12 protein-coding genes and 1 tRNA gene are annotated in these 18099 nt (G+C 68.3%); 4 read left to right on the top strand and 9 right to left on the bottom strand.

Annotated elements, in window-relative coordinates; translation table 11 throughout:
- Positions 1 to 29: 29 nt before the first annotated feature.
- Together JOE55_RS01020 and JOE55_RS01015 are read left to right on the top strand one after the other, a co-directional pair.
- A complete protein-coding gene (locus JOE55_RS01020; protein ID WP_006213199.1) occupies positions 30 to 662 on the top strand; it encodes a hypothetical protein in 633 nt (210 codons plus the stop codon).
- Positions 659 to 1225, top strand: coding sequence for a hypothetical protein (locus JOE55_RS01015; RefSeq protein ID WP_239546339.1), 567 nt, complete (start codon positions 659 to 661; stop codon positions 1223 to 1225). Before JOE55_RS01020 ends, JOE55_RS01015 begins: the two co-directional genes overlap by 4 nt.
- A gap of 228 nt (positions 1226 to 1453) precedes the next feature.
- Here JOE55_RS01015 and JOE55_RS01010 read toward each other — a convergent pair whose 3' ends face one another.
- The 4 genes from JOE55_RS01010 to coaE form a co-directional block, all read right to left on the bottom strand.
- Complete coding sequence (locus JOE55_RS01010) at positions 1454 to 2770, bottom strand: TerC family protein (protein ID WP_204781738.1); 1317 nt, start codon at positions 2768 to 2770, stop codon at positions 1454 to 1456.
- Positions 2771 to 2997: 227 nt separating this feature from the next.
- A complete protein-coding gene (uvrB, locus tag JOE55_RS01005) occupies positions 2998 to 5121 on the bottom strand; it encodes an excinuclease ABC subunit UvrB (protein WP_204781737.1) in 2124 nt (707 codons plus the stop codon).
- A 117-nt stretch (positions 5122 to 5238) separates the two neighbouring features.
- Positions 5239 to 7017 carry a BCCT family transporter gene (locus JOE55_RS01000; protein ID WP_204781736.1) on the bottom strand — a complete coding sequence of 593 codons (1779 nt, stop codon included), beginning with the start codon at positions 7015 to 7017 and terminating at the stop codon, positions 5239 to 5241.
- Positions 7018 to 7221: 204 nt separating this feature from the next.
- The gene (gene coaE / locus JOE55_RS00995) at positions 7222 to 7821 is read right to left on the bottom strand and encodes a dephospho-CoA kinase (RefSeq protein ID WP_204781735.1); all 600 of its coding nucleotides are present in this window, start codon (positions 7819 to 7821) and stop codon (positions 7222 to 7224) included.
- Between the two features lie 54 nt (positions 7822 to 7875).
- Here coaE and JOE55_RS00990 point away from each other — a divergent pair, with 54 nt between their 5' ends.
- A complete protein-coding gene (locus JOE55_RS00990; protein ID WP_204781734.1) occupies positions 7876 to 8574 on the top strand; it encodes an IMPACT family protein in 699 nt (232 codons plus the stop codon).
- A gap of 64 nt (positions 8575 to 8638) precedes the next feature.
- Here the strand turns inward: JOE55_RS00990 and JOE55_RS00985 are convergent, their stop codons facing one another.
- The 4 genes from JOE55_RS00985 to JOE55_RS00970 form a co-directional block, all read right to left on the bottom strand.
- Positions 8639 to 10405, bottom strand: a complete 1767-nt coding sequence (locus tag JOE55_RS00985; protein ID WP_053447361.1) for a BCCT family transporter — start codon at positions 10403 to 10405, stop codon at positions 8639 to 8641.
- A gap of 250 nt (positions 10406 to 10655) precedes the next feature.
- A complete protein-coding gene (rpsA, locus tag JOE55_RS00980; protein WP_006213207.1) occupies positions 10656 to 12152 on the bottom strand; it encodes a 30S ribosomal protein S1 in 1497 nt (498 codons plus the stop codon).
- Between the two features lie 197 nt (positions 12153 to 12349).
- Positions 12350 to 15256 carry a DNA polymerase I gene (gene polA, locus JOE55_RS00975; RefSeq protein ID WP_204781733.1) on the bottom strand — a complete coding sequence of 969 codons (2907 nt, stop codon included), beginning with the start codon at positions 15254 to 15256 and terminating at the stop codon, positions 12350 to 12352.
- 81 nt (positions 15257 to 15337) lie between these two features.
- Positions 15338 to 15940: an ANTAR domain-containing response regulator gene (locus JOE55_RS00970; RefSeq protein ID WP_204783156.1), complete on the bottom strand. Its 603-nt coding sequence runs from the start codon at positions 15938 to 15940 to the stop codon at positions 15338 to 15340.
- 233 nt (positions 15941 to 16173) lie between these two features.
- Between JOE55_RS00970 and JOE55_RS00965 the strand changes: the two genes are divergently transcribed.
- Positions 16174 to 16253, top strand: a tRNA-Leu gene (locus JOE55_RS00965).
- Between the two features lie 313 nt (positions 16254 to 16566).
- Here JOE55_RS00965 and pyk read toward each other — a convergent pair.
- Positions 16567 to 18048 carry a pyruvate kinase gene (gene pyk / locus JOE55_RS00960; protein WP_006213210.1) on the bottom strand — a complete coding sequence of 494 codons (1482 nt, stop codon included), beginning with the start codon at positions 18046 to 18048 and terminating at the stop codon, positions 16567 to 16569.
- Between the last annotated feature and the right edge of the window lie 51 nt (positions 18049 to 18099).

Below are 18099 nucleotides of genomic sequence, written 5' to 3'. Positions count from 1 at the left end.
ATGCGTTCAGATACGCATAGGGGGACATCATGTACGCACTGACGGTCGATCGTCGTCGCTCGCGCTCGGAGGGGGCCGAGCTGGACATGGCGGGCGCGCGCGATCGGCTCAACCAGCGGCATCCGGAGGCGGTGCTCCCCTGGAGCATCTCCGCCGGCGACGAGCTGCAGGCCCTGTTCGAGGATCCGCAGACAGTGGTGACCGCCGCGCTGGAGCTGGCCGAGACCGGCCGCTGGCACGTGGGGATCGGCCTGGGGCCGGTGGAGACGCCGCTGCCGGAGACGGTGGCCGAGGCGACCGGGCCGTGCCTGGTCCTGGCCCGCGACGCCGTCGAAGCCGCCAAGAAGCTGACCAGCCGCACCGCGGTGCGCGCGCTGCGCCCCGGTGCTCGTGCGGCTCGCGACGCCGACGCCCTGCTGGCGCTGCTGTCGGTCATGCGCCAGCGCCGCACGGACGCCGCCCGTGAGGCGTCCCGGTACGCGGATCAGGGCATGACGCAGGAGCAGATCTCTCAGGTGCTGGGCATCGATCAGTCCTCCGTCTCCCGACGACTGCGCACCGCCCTCTGGTACGAGGAGTCCGAGGCGCGCACCGTCCTCGTGGATCTGCTGGGCCGGGCCCATGAGCGCGGCATGGACGCAGAAGCCAAGCTGGTCTCATGACCTCCGCGGCTTCCCCCGAGCCCCGCTTCACCTCCGGATCGCTCGCAGGCCTGCGCGGGGCGCTGACCGTGTGGCTGCCGGGGGTCGTGCTCGCTGCGACTCTCCTCTGGTGGCTGCTCGAGGGAATCCCCCTGTGGTGGTCGGCCCCCGCTCTGACGGTCGCCGGTGCTCTGCTGGGCGATCCGGCGGTGCGGCTCGTGCTGGAGATCGCCCGGGACACGGAGACCGCCGAGCGCGCCCGGCTGGAGCACCTGGAGCAGCTGCGCGCGGACCCGGTGCTCAGCGCACCGCAGCCGGAGCCCTCCGAGCAGGAGGAGCAGGACGCCCCGCCGCTGCGCGGAGGTCTCGTGATCGGCGTGCTCGAGCGCATCGCCGTGAGCGTGTGCGTGATCAGCGGCTACGCGACCGGCATCGCCGTGGTCGTGGCGATCAAGGGCCTGGCCCGGTACGGGGAGTTCACCTCGCCGAGCCAGCGCGAGCAGTTCATCATCGGCACCCTCGCCTCGCTGCTCTGGGCCGCCGGCACGGCCGGTCTCGTGCTGCTGGTCTCCCCCGTCGGCTGAGTGCAGCCCCGTCAGCAGAGTCGAGCCTTTCCAGATCCTGCTGCCGCGCGTCTGACGAGCATCGAGCTCCAGGCCGTCGAGCATCGCGCTCGCCGAGCCGGGTGCTTCGGATCCACGAGCCTGCTCGAGCGGACAGGCGAAAGACCCCGCCGCCCCAGAAGGGGCGGCGGGGTCTTCGCTCAGGCACTGCGGCCGATGATCAGCGGCGCCGATCATCGGGTCAGGCGGTCACTGATCAGCGGCTGTGCTGCCGGTGCCGTTCGCGGCGGTCTCCGAGCCGTTGTCTGACGAGGTGCCGGGGACGGCGTCGGTGTCCTTGGGGACGGTCACCGGCTTGGGCGCCTCGCCGGTCCGCTCGTACTCCTGGTGGGCGCCGCGGGCGCGCTCCACGAGGTCCTGGTAGGCGCTGTGGTCGTCGATGAGCTCGTCGCGGTGCTTGTCCTTGATGGACGGCATCTTCTCGACCAGGGCGGCGCCCTTGGCGGCCAGCTTCTGGCGCTGCTCGTCCGAGGCGTCCTTCGGCAGGGCGATGTACTCCTTGGACACGCGGCGCAGGCCGTCGACCACGCGCAGGGCGCGGCCCTTGGGGCTGAGCAAGGAGGCCACGACGGTCACGAGCAGGACGCCGACGATCACGGACAGCGACTGGCCGATGGTGACCTCCGGCGGGAAGTGCACGGCCTCGCCGCCGTTGATGAACGGCAGATCGTTCTCGTGGAGGGCGTGGACGATCAGCTTGTAGCCGATGAAGCCCAGGATGACCGCCAGGCCCCAGGAGAGGTAGATGAGGCGATCGAGCATGCCGTCGATCAGGAAGTAGAGCTGGCGCAGGCCCATCAGCGAGAACGCGACGGCGGTGAAGACCAGGTAGGTCTCCTGGGTGAGGCCAAAGATGGCAGGGATCGAGTCGAAGGCGAACAGGACGTCCGTGCCGCCGATGCAGACCATCACGAGCAGCATGGGGGTCATGGCCCGCTTGCCGTTCTCGTAGGTGAACAGCTTGTCGCCGTCGTAGTAGTCGGTGGTGTGCATGTACTTCTTGGCGGTGCGGACGATGAAGTTGTCCGCCTCGTCGTCGTCCTCGCCGGACAGCTCGCCCCGGATGAGTCCGATGGCCGTGAAGATGAGGAAGGCGCCGAAGATGTAGAACAGCCAGGCCAGCTGGTTGATGGCCGCGGCGCCGATGAAGATGAACGCGGTGCGGGCCACCAGGGCGAAGGTGATGCCGAAGAGCAGAACCTTCTGCTGATCAGCGCGCGGCACCTTGAAGGAGGCCATGATGATCAGGAAGACGAAGAGGTTGTCGACCGACAGCGCCTTCTCCGTGATGTAGCCGGCGTAGTACTCGGTGGCGTAGACCCCGCCCCATTCGATCAGTACGAACAGGCCGAAGATCAGTGCGACTCCCACGTAGATCGCCGACCAGATGGCGGCTTCCCTGATGTGCGGCTCGTGCGCCTTGCGCACGTGGAAGAAGTAGTCGAAGGCGAGCATGCCGATGATCACGGCGATGGTCAGCCCCCAGACGAGGGGTGAGACATCCATGGGGAGGTCCTCTCGATGGCAGATCGGGGCGGAAACGCAAGTCTCTCCATCGGCCCGACCAGTTCAGCGCGCTGTGCGCGCTGAACGACGGCGGCCCGATCACTGCACCCGGCGGGGGTTAGGCGCCCCGCGTGCTGACGTGCACAGTGCGATCGGATACTCCCCTACGCTGACCTGCATCTTACACAGGCAGCTCTTGCGATCCGGCTGTGCCGCTCAGGCAGTGCTCAGGATCCGCTGGCCTCGCGGACGTGGCGGATCTCCCGCTTGACGTCGTGCAGCTCGTCGCGGATGCGCGCGGCGAGCTCGAACTTGAGGTCCAAGGCCGCCTGGTTCATCTGCTCCGTGAGCTGCTGGGCCAGGTCCTCGAGGCTGTCCGCCGGGACGTCCGAGCGCGACTCGCGCAGCTTGGCGGCCTCGGCATCCGCCTCCTTGGTGCGCTCGTCCCGCCTGCCCTTGGTGGGCGCCAGCTTGCCGCTGGCCCCGGCACGCGCGGCCAGCAGCTCGTGGGTGTCCTCCGACTCGCGGGCCAGCTGCTCGGTGATGTCCCCGATCCGCTTGCGCAGCGGAGTGGGGTCGATCCCGTGCTCCTTGTTGTACGCGATCTGGACGTCGCGGCGGCGATTGGTCTCATCGATCGCGGTGCGCATGGAGTCGGTGATCTTGTCCGCGTACATGTGCACCTGGCCGTCGATGTTCCGCGCGGCACGGCCGATGGTCTGGATCAGCGAGGTGGTGGAGCGCAGGAAGCCCTCCTTGTCCGCGTCCAGGATGGCCACCAGCGAGACCTCCGGAAGGTCCAGGCCCTCGCGCAGCAGGTTGATGCCGACCAGGACGTCGAACACGCCCTGCCGCAGCTCGGAGAGCAGCTCCACCCGGCGCAGGGTGTCCACGTCCGAGTGGAGGTATTGGACCTTGACGCCGTGCTCGAGCAGGTAGTCGGTGAGGTCCTCGGCCATGCGCTTGGTCAGCGTGGTGACCAGCACGCGCTCGTCGCGTTCGGTGCGGGCGGTGATCTCGTCCATGAGGTCGTCGATCTGGCCCTTGGTGGGCTTGACCACGATCTCCGGGTCGACCAGGCCGGTGGGGCGGATGATCTGCTCGACGTAGCCGTCCGCCTGACCGAGCTCGTACGGTCCGGGCGTGGCGGACATGTAGACCGTCTGCCCGATCCTCTCCAGGAACTCGTCCCAGGTCAGGGGGCGATTGTCCAGCGCCGAGGGCAGGCGGAAGCCGTGGTCCACGAGCGTGCGCTTGCGGGACATGTCGCCTTCGTACATGCCGCCGATCTGCGGGATCGTCACGTGGGACTCGTCCACGATGAGCATGAAGTCGTCCGGGAAGTAGTCCAGCAGGCAGTGCGGGGCGGAGCCGGGGGCGCGGCCGTCGATGTGGCGGGAGTAGTTCTCGATCCCGTTGCAGTAGCCCATCTGCTCCATCATCTCGAGGTCGTACGTGGTGCGCATGCGCAGCCGCTGGGCCTCGACGAGCTTGTTCTGGGACTCGAGCTCCTCCAGCCGATCCCGCAGCTCGTCCTCGATCTGGCCGATGGCACGGGACATGCGCTCGGCTCCGGCGACGTAGTGCGAGGCCGGGAAGACGTACATCTCCTGCTCATCTCGGATGATCTCGCCGGTGACGGGGTGCAGGGTGTAGATGGCCTCGATCTCATCGCCGAAGAACTCGATGCGGATCGCGTGCTCCTCGTACATGGGGATGATCTCCACCGTGTCCCCGCGCACGCGAAACGTCCCGCGGTGGAAGTCCATGTCGTTGCGGGCGTACTGCATGTTCACGAACTGGCGCAGCAGGTCGTCGCGATCGAGCTGGTCCCCCACCCGCAGGGTGACCATCTGCTGGATGTACTCCTCCGGGGTGCCCAGGCCGTAGATGCAGGACACGGTGGAGACCACCACGACGTCCCGACGGGTCAGCAGAGCGTTCGTGGCCGAGTGCCGCAGCCGCTCGACCTCCTCGTTGATCGAGGAGTCCTTCTCGATGAAGGTGTCCGTCTGCGGGACGTAGGCCTCCGGCTGATAGTAGTCGTAGTAGGAGACGAAGTACTCGACCGCGTTGTTCGGCAGCAGCTCCCGCAGCTCGCTGGCCAGCTGGGCGGCCAGGGTCTTGTTCTGGACCATGAGCAGCGTGGGCCGCTGCACCGACTCGATCAGCCAGGCGGCCGTGGCCGACTTGCCGGTGCCGGTGGCGCCGAGCAGGACGATGTCTTTCTCCCCGTCCTCCACGCGCCGCGTCAGCTCGGCGATGGCCTTGGGCTGGTCGCCGGCGGGCTTGAACTCCGAGATGACCTCGAACGGGGCGACGACGCGATGGATCTCCTGGGCCAGACTCATGGGTCCAGGCTACGGCCAGGCACCGACAGCACAGCAGCCCCCCACAGCTGCGCGGACAGCGCAGCTGTGGAGGGCGATGTCGGGGCACCCGAAGGTCGGTCGGCGCGGGTACGGCCTTCAGCGGCGGCGGCCCGCCGCCGCTGTCTCGTCCGAGTCGACGACGTCCTGCTCGCCGGTGCGGCGGCGGTAGTCCTGCACCACGTCAGGCTGCTCCGGGTGCTCGAGCTCGGGCGAGTGCTCCGGCTCCGTGCCGTGGTAGTGATCTGGGGCGATCACGTACTCCGGATCCAGCGCGCCTGTCTGCGCACGGCGCTCGTACTCCTCCGGCGGCAGCGTGCGCCGCCAGCGGCGGCTCTTCAGCGGAGCCACCTCCCCGGCGTCCTCCCGCATGGCGCGCAGCAGCGACCACATCTGGAAGTAGCCGAGCACGAAGAACGGCAGCCCGATGAGGATCGCGACGTTCTCCAGGGCGCTGAGACCCGACTTGCCGGCGCCGACGAGGATCGTGGCCGCCACGAGGCCGATGGCCACGACCCACCACACCCGCTGGTGCGCCGGTGCGGCGTCGTCATGCCCGCTCGCCATGTTGTCCATGACGAGTCCTGCCGAGTCCATGGACGTGATGAAGAACAGCGTGACGATCACGATCGCCAGCACCGAGAGCGCCTCCGTGAGCGGGAAATGGCCCAGGAAGGCGAAGATGGCTCCGGGGATGTCTCCCTCCCCCACGACCGTCTCCACGAGACCACCGCCCTGGTTGAACTCGATGTCGAACACCGCCGTGCCGAAGATCCCGAACCAGATCACGGAGAACAGCACGGGCAGCCCCAGGACTCCGCCGATGAACTGACGGATGGAGCGCCCCTTGGAGATCTGAGCGATGAAGATGCCCACGAACGGCGACCAGGTGATCGTCCAGGCCCAGTAGAAGACCGTCCAGCCGTTCTGCCAGCCGGTGTCGTCGAGGGTGTCGTTCCAGAACATGAGTCCCGGCAGCTCCTGCATGTACACGCCGAACCATTCGATGGTGCCGCGCAGCAGCATCACGGTCGGGCCCGAGACCAGGACGAAGACCAGCAGGCCGATCGCCAGCAGGATGTTCGTGTTGGACAGCACCTTGATGCCTCGGTCGAGTCCCAGTGCCACGGAGACCGAGGCCACGAGGGTCACTGCGGCGATGATGAGGATCTGGCTGAGAGCGGACTCGGAGATGCCGAAGAGGCTGGCCAGACCGGCGTTGATCTGCAGCGTGCCCAGGCCGATGGACACGGCCACGCCCGTCAGCGTCCCCACCAGCGCGACGATGTCGATCAGCTTGCCGAGGGGGCCGTGGATCCGGGCCCCGAGCAGGGGCTGGAACATGGAGGAGACTCGCGGCGGCAGGTTGCGCTTGTACATGAAGTACCCGAAGCACAGCGCAGGCAAGGCGAAGATCGTCCAGGTGTGCAGACCGAAGTGGTACAGCGTGATGGCCATGGCGCTGCGGGCAGCATCCTTGGATTCCGGCTCGACTCCTCGGAAGGGCGGTGCAGCGAAGTGGGAGATCGGCTCGGCGACCGCCCAGAACATGAGGATCGTGCCAATGCCTGCCGCGAAGAGCATGGCGAACCACGCCAGCGTCGAATGCTCCGGACGGGAGTCCTGGGTCCCCAGCCGGAGTCCGCCGAACCTGCTGATCCCCACGTAGATCAGGAAGAGGAGGAAGACGGAGACACCGAGGATGTAGAACCAGCCCAGGTTCTCCATGACCCAGCCCGCTCCGGTGACGAAGACCGCGTTCATGGTCTCGGTGAACAGCAGCGAGCACAGGACGAAGCCGAGCACGATGGCCACGGCGGAGAAGAAGATGATCGGATTGGTGCGAAGACGCGCAGCGTCGTGGAGTCTGTCGAGCATAGGTAGGGTCCGGGGCCGTCCTGCATACGCCACTGCGTCGGCCGAGGTGGTGGATGACGAGCACGGAGGCCGCCCGTGCCTGCTCACCAGGGGCGATGGGGCATGAGCTCTAGCCGTCTCGGGCGCTCCTCCAGGGTATGGGGCCTGGGGTGCGGACCCCAGCTGAGAAGGAAAACGCCGTGCTGACCTGGTCGGCCGCCCGCGTCACACGATCCGCCGCTGCCACCATTCGTCCACGGCCGCCTCGAGCTCGGCCACGGTCCCGTCATTGACCAGGACGTCGTCGGCGGCCTGGCGGCGCTGCTCGTCGGTGGCCTGGGCGTCGATGCGCGCGGCGGCATCCTCCGGGCTCATCGCCCGGTCCTCGACCATGCGCCGGATGCGCTGGGCGCGCGGGGCCTCGATCACCAGGACCAGGTCCATCTGATCCGCCTGCCCGGTCTCCACGAGCAGGGGGATATCCCGCACGATCACCGCATCGGGGCCCTTCTGCGCCCTGGCCTGCTCCACGAGCTCGAGGGAGCGATCCCTCACCAGGGGGTGCACGATCGCGTTGAGCTGCTCGCGCGCCTGCGGATCGGAGAAGATCCGCCGTCCCAGCGCGGGACGGTCCAGGGCGCCGGCGTCGTCCAGGATCCCCGGCCCGAAGGCCTCCACCATGGGTGCGATCGCGGCACCTCCGGGAGCCTGCAGCTGCCGCACGACAGCATCCGCGTCGATCAGCACCGCGCCGTGGTCCTGAAGCCGTCTGGCCGCCGTGGATTTGCCGGAGGCGATGCCTCCCGTGAGCCCGATCATCGTCATGGGCCCAGGCTAGCGCCCGTCGGCGGGCTCCTCCTGGGCTCTAGGATCGTTCGCATGCCCCAGCGCTACACCGTTCTGGCCCATCACCGCGAGATCAGCCATGGGATCGAGATCAAGCGATCCCGCTTCCTGTGCGTGCTGCGGCGCGTGCAGTCCGAGGACGAGGCGCGTGAGCTGATCGCAGAGCTGCGTCGCCGCCACCACGACGCCCGGCATCACTGCAGCGCCTTCGTGCTGGGGGCCGATCGGATGATCCAGCGCTCCAACGACGACGGTGAGCCCTCCGGCACGGCCGGGGCGCCCATGCTCGAGGCGCTGACGCAGCACCGGTTCCCCTCTTCGCCAGAGGCAGCCCACGACGCCGGCGCCGAGGAGGAGCCAGAGCTCTCCGATGTCTGCGCGGTCGTCGTGCGCTGGTTCGGCGGCACCCTCCTGGGCGCCGGTGGTCTGGTGCGCGCCTATTCGCAGGCCGTGACCGAGACCCTGGACTCGGCGCCTACGCTGGTGCGGGAGCGTCGTCGGCACCTCAGCGTCGCCGTCTCCCCCGCCTTCGCGGGCAAGGTCGACAACGAGCTGCGGGCTTCGGGCATCGCCGTGCTCGACACCGACTACGGGGCCTCCGAGGCCGTGCTGCACACGGGGGTTCCGGACAGGGACGACGCCGTGGAGCACCTGCGCGCCGTCGTGTCCGAGGTGACCTCCGGTCAGGGAAGGATCGACGACGGCGGGACGGGGTGGGTCGACCTGGCCTGAGGACTCGCTCGCCGTGGGCTCGGTCCGATGGTCACCGAACCCGGGGTGGCCAGCTGCCCCGGGCTCAGTCCTGATCGCGGGCCGAGCGCTGGAGATCACCAGGCTGCACGGCAGGCAGCTGACCCGTGGCCCCGCGCTCGGTGCGCCAGGTGCGGGGCTGGTGCGTCTCGTACTCCGGCTCGGTGCCGGGCTCGAAGTCAGGACGCATCGTGTACTCGCTCATGTCCACGTCGTCGTCCTGGGAGCGTCGGTGGTACTCCTCCAGCGGGAGCACCTGCTTCCACTGCCTTGTACGAATGGGACGGGCACCGCCGAAGTCCTCTCGCACCGCCTGGATCACCATCAGCGCCTGCACGAACATCATGGCCGTGATCGGCAGCCCGATGACCTTGATGACCTCCTGCAGCGCCGCCAGCGCGTCCTCGCCGGCCCCCAGCAGCAGCGACACGCAGATCGCGCCCACCGCCAGGGTCCAGAACACGCGCTGGCGCACCGGCGCCTCGTCCTCGTGCCCGGAGGCCATGGCATCCAGCACCAGCGCCCCGGAGTCCAGGGAGGTGATGAAGAAGACCGTGATCAGCACGAGCGCCACCACAGCCGTGAGTTCCAGCAGGGGGAAGTGGCCCAGGAACTCGAACAGCGAGGCCGGGACGTTGCCCTCATCGACGATCGTCTCCACCAGGTTGCCGCCCTCGCGCTGGATCCGGAACGCGTTGACGCCCATGATGCCGATCCAGCACAGCACGAACAGCGACGGGATGATCAGCACGGCGATCACGAACTCGCGGATCGTGCGTCCGCGCGAGATCTTGGCGATGAACATGCCCACGAACGGGGCCCAGGTGGCCGTCCACGCGAAGTAGAACACCGTCCAGGTGCCGGTCCAGTCGCTCTCGCCCCAGGCTGTGTTGAAGAACGACAGCGTGGGCAGCATGGCCAGGTAGCGGCCCGCGGATTCGACGGTGCCCTTCAGGACCTCGGTGGTCGCTCCGAACATCAGCAGGTACAGCAGCAGCGCGATCGCCAGGAAGATGTTGGCGTAGGACAGCCGCTTGACGCCCTTGTCCATGCCCGCGACCACCGACACCAGCGCCGCGGCGGTGATCACGGCGACGATCAGCGCCTGCAGCCACCCGGACATGGGGATCCCGTACATGACGTCCAGGCCGCCGTTGATCTGCATGGCGCCCTGACCGATGGACACCGCCAGCCCGAAGATCGTGGCGATCACGGCCACCGAGTCGATGGTCTTGCCGATCGGACCGTGGATGCCGTCGCCGAGCAGCGGCTGGAAGGACGACGAGACCCGCGGCGGCAGCTTGCGCTTGTACGTGAAGTACGCGAAAGCCAGTCCCGGAACGATGAAGATCCCCCACATGTGCAGCCCGAAGTGGAAGTTCGCGATGCCCAGCGCATCGGAGGCGGCCTGCACCGACTGCGGCTCCACCCCGTACATGGGCGGATCGGCGTAGTGCGTCACCGGCTCGGCCACGCCCCAGAACATGAGCACAGCGCCCACGCCGGCGGCGAAGAGCATCCCGAACCAGGCCAGCCCGGAGTACTCGGGCTCGGCGTCGTCGTCCCCCAGCTTGATCCGCCCGTAACGGCTCATCGCCAGGGAGAAGGCGAAGATCAGCATGCAGGTGATCGCCGTGACGTAGAACCAGCCCAGGTTCGCAGTGATCCACGCGGCCAGGGAGCCGAAGATACCGGCGACGCCGTCGGGGAAGACCACCATGATGATCGCGAAGACCACCACGAAGCCGGAGGTCGAGAAGAAGATCTGCGGGCTGGTCCGCAGCCCCAGTCGGTCGTGGAGCCTGGTGAGCATGAGGGGGTCTCCCGGTGGTGTGGAGAGGATGGGCTGCGCGTGCCGGTCCGCGGCATGAGCGGGTGGGGCCGTCTGGCGCCCGGAACACACTATCGGGATCCTCGCGATGCTCAGCACTCTGCCGAATCGCGTGTCCCCAGCTCCCTGCCGCCTCCCCCGGGCAGCGCGAAGGCCCCCTTGCGCATCGCAAGGGGGCCTTCGTGGATGTCCGTCAGGTCAGAGCCCGACGGCGACGCTGATCAGCAGGTGATCAGTTGCCGGTGAGCTTCTCGCGCAGAGCGGCGAGAGCCTCGTCCGAGGCCAGCGTGCCGCCGTCCTCCGCCGGAGCATCCGACGAGTAGGAGGACGGAGCCGACGAAGCGGACGACGAGGAGCTCGACGACGAGGAGGACGAGGTGGCGACACCGGCGCCGGCGACGGCGGCCTCGGCATCCTCATTGAGGTGACGACGCACCTGCTCCTTGTGAGCCTCCCAGCGGCCCTGAGCCTCGGCGTACTGCTGCTCCCAGGCCGCGCGCTGCTCCTCGAAGCCCTCGATCCACTCGTTGGTCTCGGGATCGAAGCCCTCGGGGTACTTGTAGTTGCCCTGCTCGTCGTACTCAGCGGCCATGCCGTACTGAGCCGGATCGAACTCGGTCGAGTCCGGATCCACGCCCTCGTTGGCCTGCTTGAGCGACAGCGAGATGCGGCGGCGGTCCAGGTCGATGTCGATGACCTTGACGAACAGCTCCTCGCCGACGGAGACGACCTGCTCGGCCATGTCCACGTGGCGCTGAGCCAGCTCGGAGATGTGCACCAGGCCCTCGATGCCGTCCTCGACGCGCACGAACGCGCCGAAGGGGACGAGCTTGGTGACCTTGCCCGGCACGACCTGACCCAGGGCGTGGGTGCGGGCGAAGAGCTGCCAGGGATCCTCCTGGGTGGCCTTCAGCGACAGCGAGACGCGCTCGCGGTCCATGTCGACGTCCAGGACCTCGACCTTGACCTCCTGGCCGACCTCGACGACCTCGCCCGGGTGATCGATGTGCTTCCAGGACAGCTCCGAGACGTGCACCAGGCCATCGACGCCGCCGAGATCGACGAAGGCGCCGAAGTTGACGATCGAGGACACGTGGCCCGTGCGGACCTGGCCCTTCTGGAGCTTGTTGAGGAAGTCGGAGCGGACCTCGGACTGGGTCTGCTCGAGCCACGCACGACGCGAGAGCACGACGTTGTTGCGGTTCTTGTCGAGCTCGATGATCTTGGCCTCGAGCTGCTGGCCGATGTACGGAGCCAGATCGCGGACGCGACGCATCTCGACGAGCGACGCGGGCAGGAAGCCGCGAAGACCGATGTCGAGGATGAGGCCGCCCTTGACGACCTCGATGACGGTGCCGTTGACGACGCCGTCCTCCTCCTTGATCTTCTCGATGTCGCCCCAGGCGCGCTCGTACTGGGCGCGCTTCTTGGAGAGGATCAGGCGGCCTTCCTTGTCCTCCTTGGTGAGGACCAGGGCCTCGATCTCATCGCCGACGGCCACGACGGAGTCGGGGTTGATGTCGTGCTTGATCGAGAGCTCGCGAGACGGGATGACGCCCTCGGTCTTGTAGCCGATGTCGAGGAGGACCTCGTCACGATCGACCTTGACGACGGTGCCTTCCACCAGGTCGCCGTCGTTGAAGTACTTGATGGTCGCATCGACGGCGGCGAGGAAGTCCTCCTCGGTTCCGATGTCGTTGACGGCAACCTGCGGGGTGGTGGTGGTCATGTAGTAGGGACTCCGATGGAATTGATGATGGTCAGTTCGGGCTGCTGCTCGCCTGTGGAGCGCATGCGCCGATGGCTTGCAGTTCGTACGAGTGCGCAGTACGCACCCGCGGAAGTGTAGCCGCCCGGTCTGCGGCCTTCAACATGTCCGGACGCTTCCGTCGCGCCGTGTCAAGCCGAAGCCGGAGGTGCCGGAGCTCAGTGCGCCGCGGCGTTCCAGTCGGGGCCGGTGCCCACGTTGACCTCGAGCGGAACGGTCAGCTCGGCGGCCGCGCCCATCTGCTCGCGCAGGATCTCGGTGACCCGCTCCACCTCTCCTGGAGCGGCCTCGACCACGAGCTCGTCGTGGACCTGCAGCAGCACGCGCGAGCGCAGTCCCTCGCGGGACAGCTCGGCGTCCACGTTGATCATGGCGCGCTTGATGATGTCCGCGGCCGAACCCTGGATGGGGGCGTTCAGCGCGGCGCGCTCGGCTCCCTGACGCGCCTGGCGGTTGTCGCTGGCCAGATCCGGGAGGTAGCGGCGGCGACCGTCGATCGTGGCGGTGTAGCCGACCTCCCGAGCCTCCTCGACGACGCCGCGCAGGAAGTCGCGCACGCCGCCGAAGCGCTTGAAGTAGTCGGACATCATGGTCCGGGCCTCGTCCACCGAGATCTGCAGCTGCTGGGACAGGCCGTAGGAGCTCAGCCCGTAGACCAGTCCGTAGCTCATGGCCTTGACCTTGGAGCGCATCTCTGGCGTCACGTCCTCCGGGGCGACCCCGAAGACCTTGGAGCCCACGTACCGGTGGAGGTCCTCACCCGCACGGAAGGCCTCGATCAGGCCCTCATCGCCGGACAGGTGCGCCATCACGCGCATCTCGATCTGGGAGTAGTCGGCGGTCACCAGGGTCTCGAATGGTCCCTGATCGTCCTGGCCCACCACGAACACCGCACGGGTGCGGCGCCCCTCCTGGCTGCGCACCGGGATGTTCTGCAGGTTCGGATCGGTCGAGGACAGCCGGCCGGTGGCGGCCACCGTCTGCTGGTAGTCGGTGTGGATGCGGTCATCCTCGGCCACCGCCTGGCGTAGGCCCTGCACGATCTGCCGCAGCTTGGTGAAATCGCGCCAGCGCATCAGGGCGAGCAGGAAGCGGGCGCCCTCGGAATCGGGATCGACCTTGCCGAGCAGGTCTGCCACTGCGGAGGCGGAGGTCGTGTAGCCGGTCTTGATCTTCTTGGTCGGGGGCAGCCCGAGGGTCTCGAAGAGCACGACCTGCAGCTGCTTGGTGGAGCCCAGGTTGATCTCCGCCGCGCCCTCCTCCCGGGACACGATCTCCTGCGCGGTGTCCCACGCCTGCTGGATCGGGCCGTCGAGGTCGTCGATCAGCTCTGCCACGCGCTGGGCGTCGACGGCCACGCCGGTGAGCTCCATCTGCCCCAGGATCCGGGCCAGCGGGAGATCCATGTCCGTGAGCAGCCCGAGCTGGTCGTCGGCCTGCAGCTTCTCGCGCAGAACGCGCGAGAGCTCCAGGGTCGACAGGGCCAGCGAGGCCTCATGCAGCAGCCGCGCCTGGGAGGTGCGGGCAGCGGTGCCGGGCTCCCCCGCGGAGACGTCGAGCGCGGTCTGGCCTTCAGCGGCGGAGTCGTCCTCCCGGAACTGCTCGACCTCGATATCCAGGTGGGTGGCCAGCAGGCCCTCGAGGTCGTAGTGCGTGCGCGCCGGCTCCAGGAGGTAGGCCGAGAGCTGGATGTCATCGACCGCACCGGCGAGCTCGAGCCCGCGGACGGTCAACGACTTCCACAGCTCCTTGAGGCCTACGGCCACCTTGGGCTGCTCGGCATCGGCCAGCCACGCGGCCAGGGTCGACTCCAGCTGCGCGTCCGAGGCCGTGAGATCCAGTCGCAGTGCGGACGGTGACTTCGCTTCGGCGCCTGCGCGCACCAGCAGCAGCTCGGTGATCTCGCGCGCACCCGGCAGGCGGGCGTCGTCGTCGTGGCGGATGGGGCGCACGACGACCTCGCCCTCGGCGTCCTCCAGCCAGGCCGTGAGCCCTGCGGAGGATTCGGCGTCCTCGACCGACTCGATCGTGGGTGCGGAGGCTCGGGGGGAGTCGTCGTCGGCGGCGAGGGCGTCGAAGAGGCGCCCGCGCAGGCCCGAGCCGAACTCGAGGGCATCGAACAGCTCGTCGACCTTCTCGGCATCCGGGGCGGGCAGCGCCGCGTCCGCCAGGTCGAAGCCGAGCTCGAGCGTGGTCTCCAGGCGATTGAGCTTCCGGTTGCGACGGACCAGGTCCAGGTTCTCGCGAAGGGCCTCGCCCTTCTTGCCCGTGATCTTGTCCGCGTTGTCGATGATCGACTCGACGCGGCCGTAGGCCTCGATCCACTTGGCCGCGAAGCCCGGTCCCACGCCGGGGACGCCGGGCAGGTTGTCCGCCTGCTCTCCGGTGAGAGCCGCCAGGTCCGGGTAGTTCTGTGGGGCCACCTTGTATTTCTCCATGACCGCCGCCGCGTCCATGAGCCGCAGATCCGACGGCGTGCGTCCCGGGTAGACGATGGTGACGTTCTCGTCGACCATCTGGAAGGCGTCGCGATCGCCGGAGAAGACCAGGACCTCGAACTCCTGAGCGGAGCCCGCGGCCGACAGGGTGGCCAGGACGTCGTCCGCCTCGTAGCCCTCCTTGGTCACGATCGGGATGTTCAGCGCCTGCAGGATCTCCTGGATGCGCTGGACCTGTCCGTGGAACTCCTCGGGCGTCTCATCGCGGCCGCCCTTGTACTCGCCGTACTCCTGGGAGCGCAGCGTGGGGCCGTCGAGGTCGAAGGTCACCACCAGATGCGTGGGCTTCTGCTCGCGCAGCATCTTGGCCATGGTGTTCAGGAAGCCGTAGACGGCCTCCGTGTGCGTGCCGTCCGAGGTCACGAACGACGGACCGCTGCCGTACTCCGCGGCCCGCGACAGAGCGAAGAAGGCGCGGAAGGCCAGCGAGTGGCCGTCGATCAGCAGCAGGCGCCGCTCCGGGCGCTCGATCCGCTGCGGCAGCGGGATCTCGACGGGGTCGTCCGTCTTGATCCCGATCGTGACGGAGGCGGGGGCGGCGGTCTCGGTGCTGGTCTTCGTGCTCACGGGCCCATCCTAGGGGCGCGCCCGGACAGCACGACGCCCCTCATCCCCTCCCCGATGGGCGCGCGGGACACGGGTGGGTGCTCAGCCCACCTGGTTGAGGATCGCGTCGGCGACCTCGCGCATGGACAGGCGGCGGTCCATGGAGGTCTTCTGGATCCAGCGGAAGGCCTCCGGCTCGGTCAGGCCCATGCGCGAGATCAGCAGCGACTTGGCGCGCTCGACCAGCTTGCGGGTCTCGAACTGGTCCTTCATCTCGGTGACCTCGTCCTCGAGCGCCACGATCTCGTCGAAGCGCGAGACGGCGATCTCGATCGCGGGGATCAGCTCTGCGGCGGTGTAGGGCTTGACCACGTAGGCCATGGCCCCGGCTTCCCGGGCCCGCTCTACGAGCTCCTTCTGGCTGAAGGCCGTCAGCAGCACGACCGGGGCGATGCGCTCGGCGGCGATCTCCTCGGCGGCCGAGATGCCGTCGAGCACCGGCATCTTCACGTCCATGAGCACCAGATCGGGCTCGTGCTCGCGGGTCAGCTCCACCGCACGGCGGCCGTCGGCGGCCTCCCCCACGACGTCGTAGCCCTCGGAGGACAGCATCTCCACCACGTCCATGCGGATCATGGAGTCGTCCTCGGCCACGACCACGCGTCGGCGGTGTGCTGCTTCCGATGCTCCAGCGTCGTCGGCCAGGGATTCGGAGCCGCCCGGGACGGGGAGATCCAGCGGTTCGGTGTTCTCGGTCACGGCGGTGGCTCCTTCGGCACAGGCGACAGGATGGGCTGGGCCTCCCGCTCACTGCTCCGGGGACCTCGAGCACGTGTCGGAGCCGCAGGACTGCGCCCCGACAGGCGATGCTCCCAGCCTAGTCATCCATGCCGCGGCGTGCCGGATCCCTGCGGTAGGGTTCTGCGTGCGCCTCGCGCGCCCAAGTGGCGGAATCGGCAGACGCGCCGCACTCAAAATGCGGTTCTTCGGAGTGTGGGTTCGAGTCCCACCTTGGGCACCCTGGGCCATCCCCGGCCCCACGGAAGCGCCCCGAGCCACAGGCTCGGGGCGCTTCTCGTCTATCCCGAGGGCAACGGACTCCCCCGCCTGCCTGAGCGCGCGACAGTCTCTGCCCAGCCATGGAACAGCGCAACGGGAGGGCTTTGTGCGGCCCGCCGCCTTGGATCGAGTCATGACCGGCAGACCAGCCAGCAGCTGCGTTCGCACCTCGGACGCGCAGCGGCCCCGTCCACGAGCCGTTGCTCGTGGACGGGGCCGCAGACCTCGCAGGATCAGATCCGCTCCGCGGGATCAGTCCGCCTGCTCCTTGATCAGTGGTTCCAGGGCCTCACGGACTCGTGACGCTCCTTCTGGGAATCCTCGACGGTGGCCCCGGAGTCGTTGGCATCGCCGACGCGATGCACCTTGACCAGGTTGGTCGAACCGGCCACGCCTGGGGGCGAGCCGGCGCAGATGACCACCAGGTCCTCCGGCGAAGCCAGATCATGCGACTGGAGGTAGAGGTCCACCTGTCGGGTCATCTCGTCCGTGTGGTCGACCTGATCGCTGAGGATCGGCTGGACGCCCCACAGCAGCGAGCAGAACGCCACGACGTTGGGGTCCGGGGTGAAGGCCAGGATCGGCTGCTGCGGGCGCAGACGGCACAGGCGGCGGGCCGTGTCACCGGACTGCGTGAACGTGGTGAGGTACTGGACGTCCAGCTGACGGGCGATGGTCACGGCCGCGCGGGTGATCGCACCGCCGCGGGTGCGCGGCTCCGTGACCATCTGGCTGATGCGCTCCCAGCCCTGGCGCTCGGTGGCCAGGATGATGCGCGACATCGTCTGCAGCGCCTCGATCGGGTAGGCGCCGATCGAGGTCTCGCCGGAGAGCATGACCGCATCCGCGCCGTCGAGCACGGCGTTGGCGCAGTCCGAGGCCTCGGCGCGCGTGGGGCGCGGGTTCTCCATCATGGTCTCGAGGACCTGGGTGGCCACGATGACCGGCTTGGCCCAGCGGCGCGCCAGCTCGATCGCGCGCTTCTGCACGACCGGGACCTCCTCCAGCGGCAACTCGACGCCGAGATCGCCGCGAGCGACCATGATGCCGTCGAAGCTGTCGATGATCTCGTGGAGGTTCTCCACGGCCTGCGGCTTCTCGATCTTGGCGATGACGGGGACGCGGCGGCCCTCCTCGTCCATGATCTCGTGCACGCGGGTGATGTCGTCGCCGGTGCGCACGAACGACAGAGCGACGAGATCGCAGCCCGTGTTCAGGGCCCAGCGCAGGTCCACCTCGTCCTTGTCGGACAGGGCGGGGACGTTCACGGCCACGCCGGGCAGGTTGATGCCCTTGTTGTTCGAGACCTTGCCGGGCACCTCCACGACGGTGGTGACGTCGGTGTCGGTGACCTCGGTGGCCCGCAGGGCGACCTTGCCGTCGTCGATCAGCAGCGGGTCGCCGGGCTTCACGTCCTGGGGCAGCCCCTTGAACGTGGTGGAGCAGCGAGTGCGATCGCCCAGGATGTCCTCGACGGTGATGGTGAAGACATCGCCCACGGCCAGCTCGTGGGGGCCGTCGGCGAAGCGGCCGAGGCGGATCTTGGGCCCCTGCAGGTCGGCCATGATCGCGACGGTCTGGCCGAGATCCTCCGAGGCGCGACGCAGGTTCTGGTACGACGCCAGGTGGGTGTCGTGGGTGTCATGGCTCATGTTGAGGCGGGCGACGTTCAGCCCGGCCTGGATGGCTTCGGTGATCTTCTCGTAGGAGCTGATGGCCGGACCGATGGTCGCCACGATCTTCGCTCTGCGCAAGGCACTTCCTCCTGCTCGATGTCGGAACTGGCAGACCGACGCGCAGGCCCC

It is taken from the genome of Kocuria palustris (assembly GCF_016907795.1).
In the GTDB taxonomy this organism is placed as follows: Bacteria; Actinomycetota; Actinomycetes; order Actinomycetales; family Micrococcaceae; genus Kocuria; species Kocuria palustris.
This window is presented reverse-complemented; position numbering and strand designations above follow the sequence as displayed.

What these genes read in the sequence shown, in the direction of transcription:
- JOE55_RS01020 (WP_006213199.1), top strand. Translation starts at nt 30, where the DNA reads ATGTACGCACTGACGGTCGATCGTCGTCGCTCGCGCTCGGAGGGGGCC.
- JOE55_RS01015 (WP_239546339.1), top strand. Translation starts at nt 659, where the DNA reads ATGACCTCCGCGGCTTCCCCCGAGCCCCGCTTCACCTCCGGATCGCTC.
- JOE55_RS01010 (WP_204781738.1), bottom strand. Translation starts at nt 2,770, where the DNA reads ATGGATGTCTCACCCCTCGTCTGGGGGCTGACCATCGCCGTGATCATC.
- uvrB (WP_204781737.1), bottom strand. Translation starts at nt 5,121, where the DNA reads ATGAGTCTGGCCCAGGAGATCCATCGCGTCGTCGCCCCGTTCGAGGTC.
- JOE55_RS01000 (WP_204781736.1), bottom strand. Translation starts at nt 7,017, where the DNA reads ATGCTCGACAGACTCCACGACGCTGCGCGTCTTCGCACCAATCCGATC.
- coaE (WP_204781735.1), bottom strand. Translation starts at nt 7,821, where the DNA reads ATGACGATGATCGGGCTCACGGGAGGCATCGCCTCCGGCAAATCCACG.
- JOE55_RS00990 (WP_204781734.1), top strand. Translation starts at nt 7,876, where the DNA reads ATGCCCCAGCGCTACACCGTTCTGGCCCATCACCGCGAGATCAGCCAT.
- JOE55_RS00985 (WP_053447361.1), bottom strand. Translation starts at nt 10,405, where the DNA reads ATGCTCACCAGGCTCCACGACCGACTGGGGCTGCGGACCAGCCCGCAG.
- rpsA (WP_006213207.1), bottom strand. Translation starts at nt 12,152, where the DNA reads ATGACCACCACCACCCCGCAGGTTGCCGTCAACGACATCGGAACCGAG.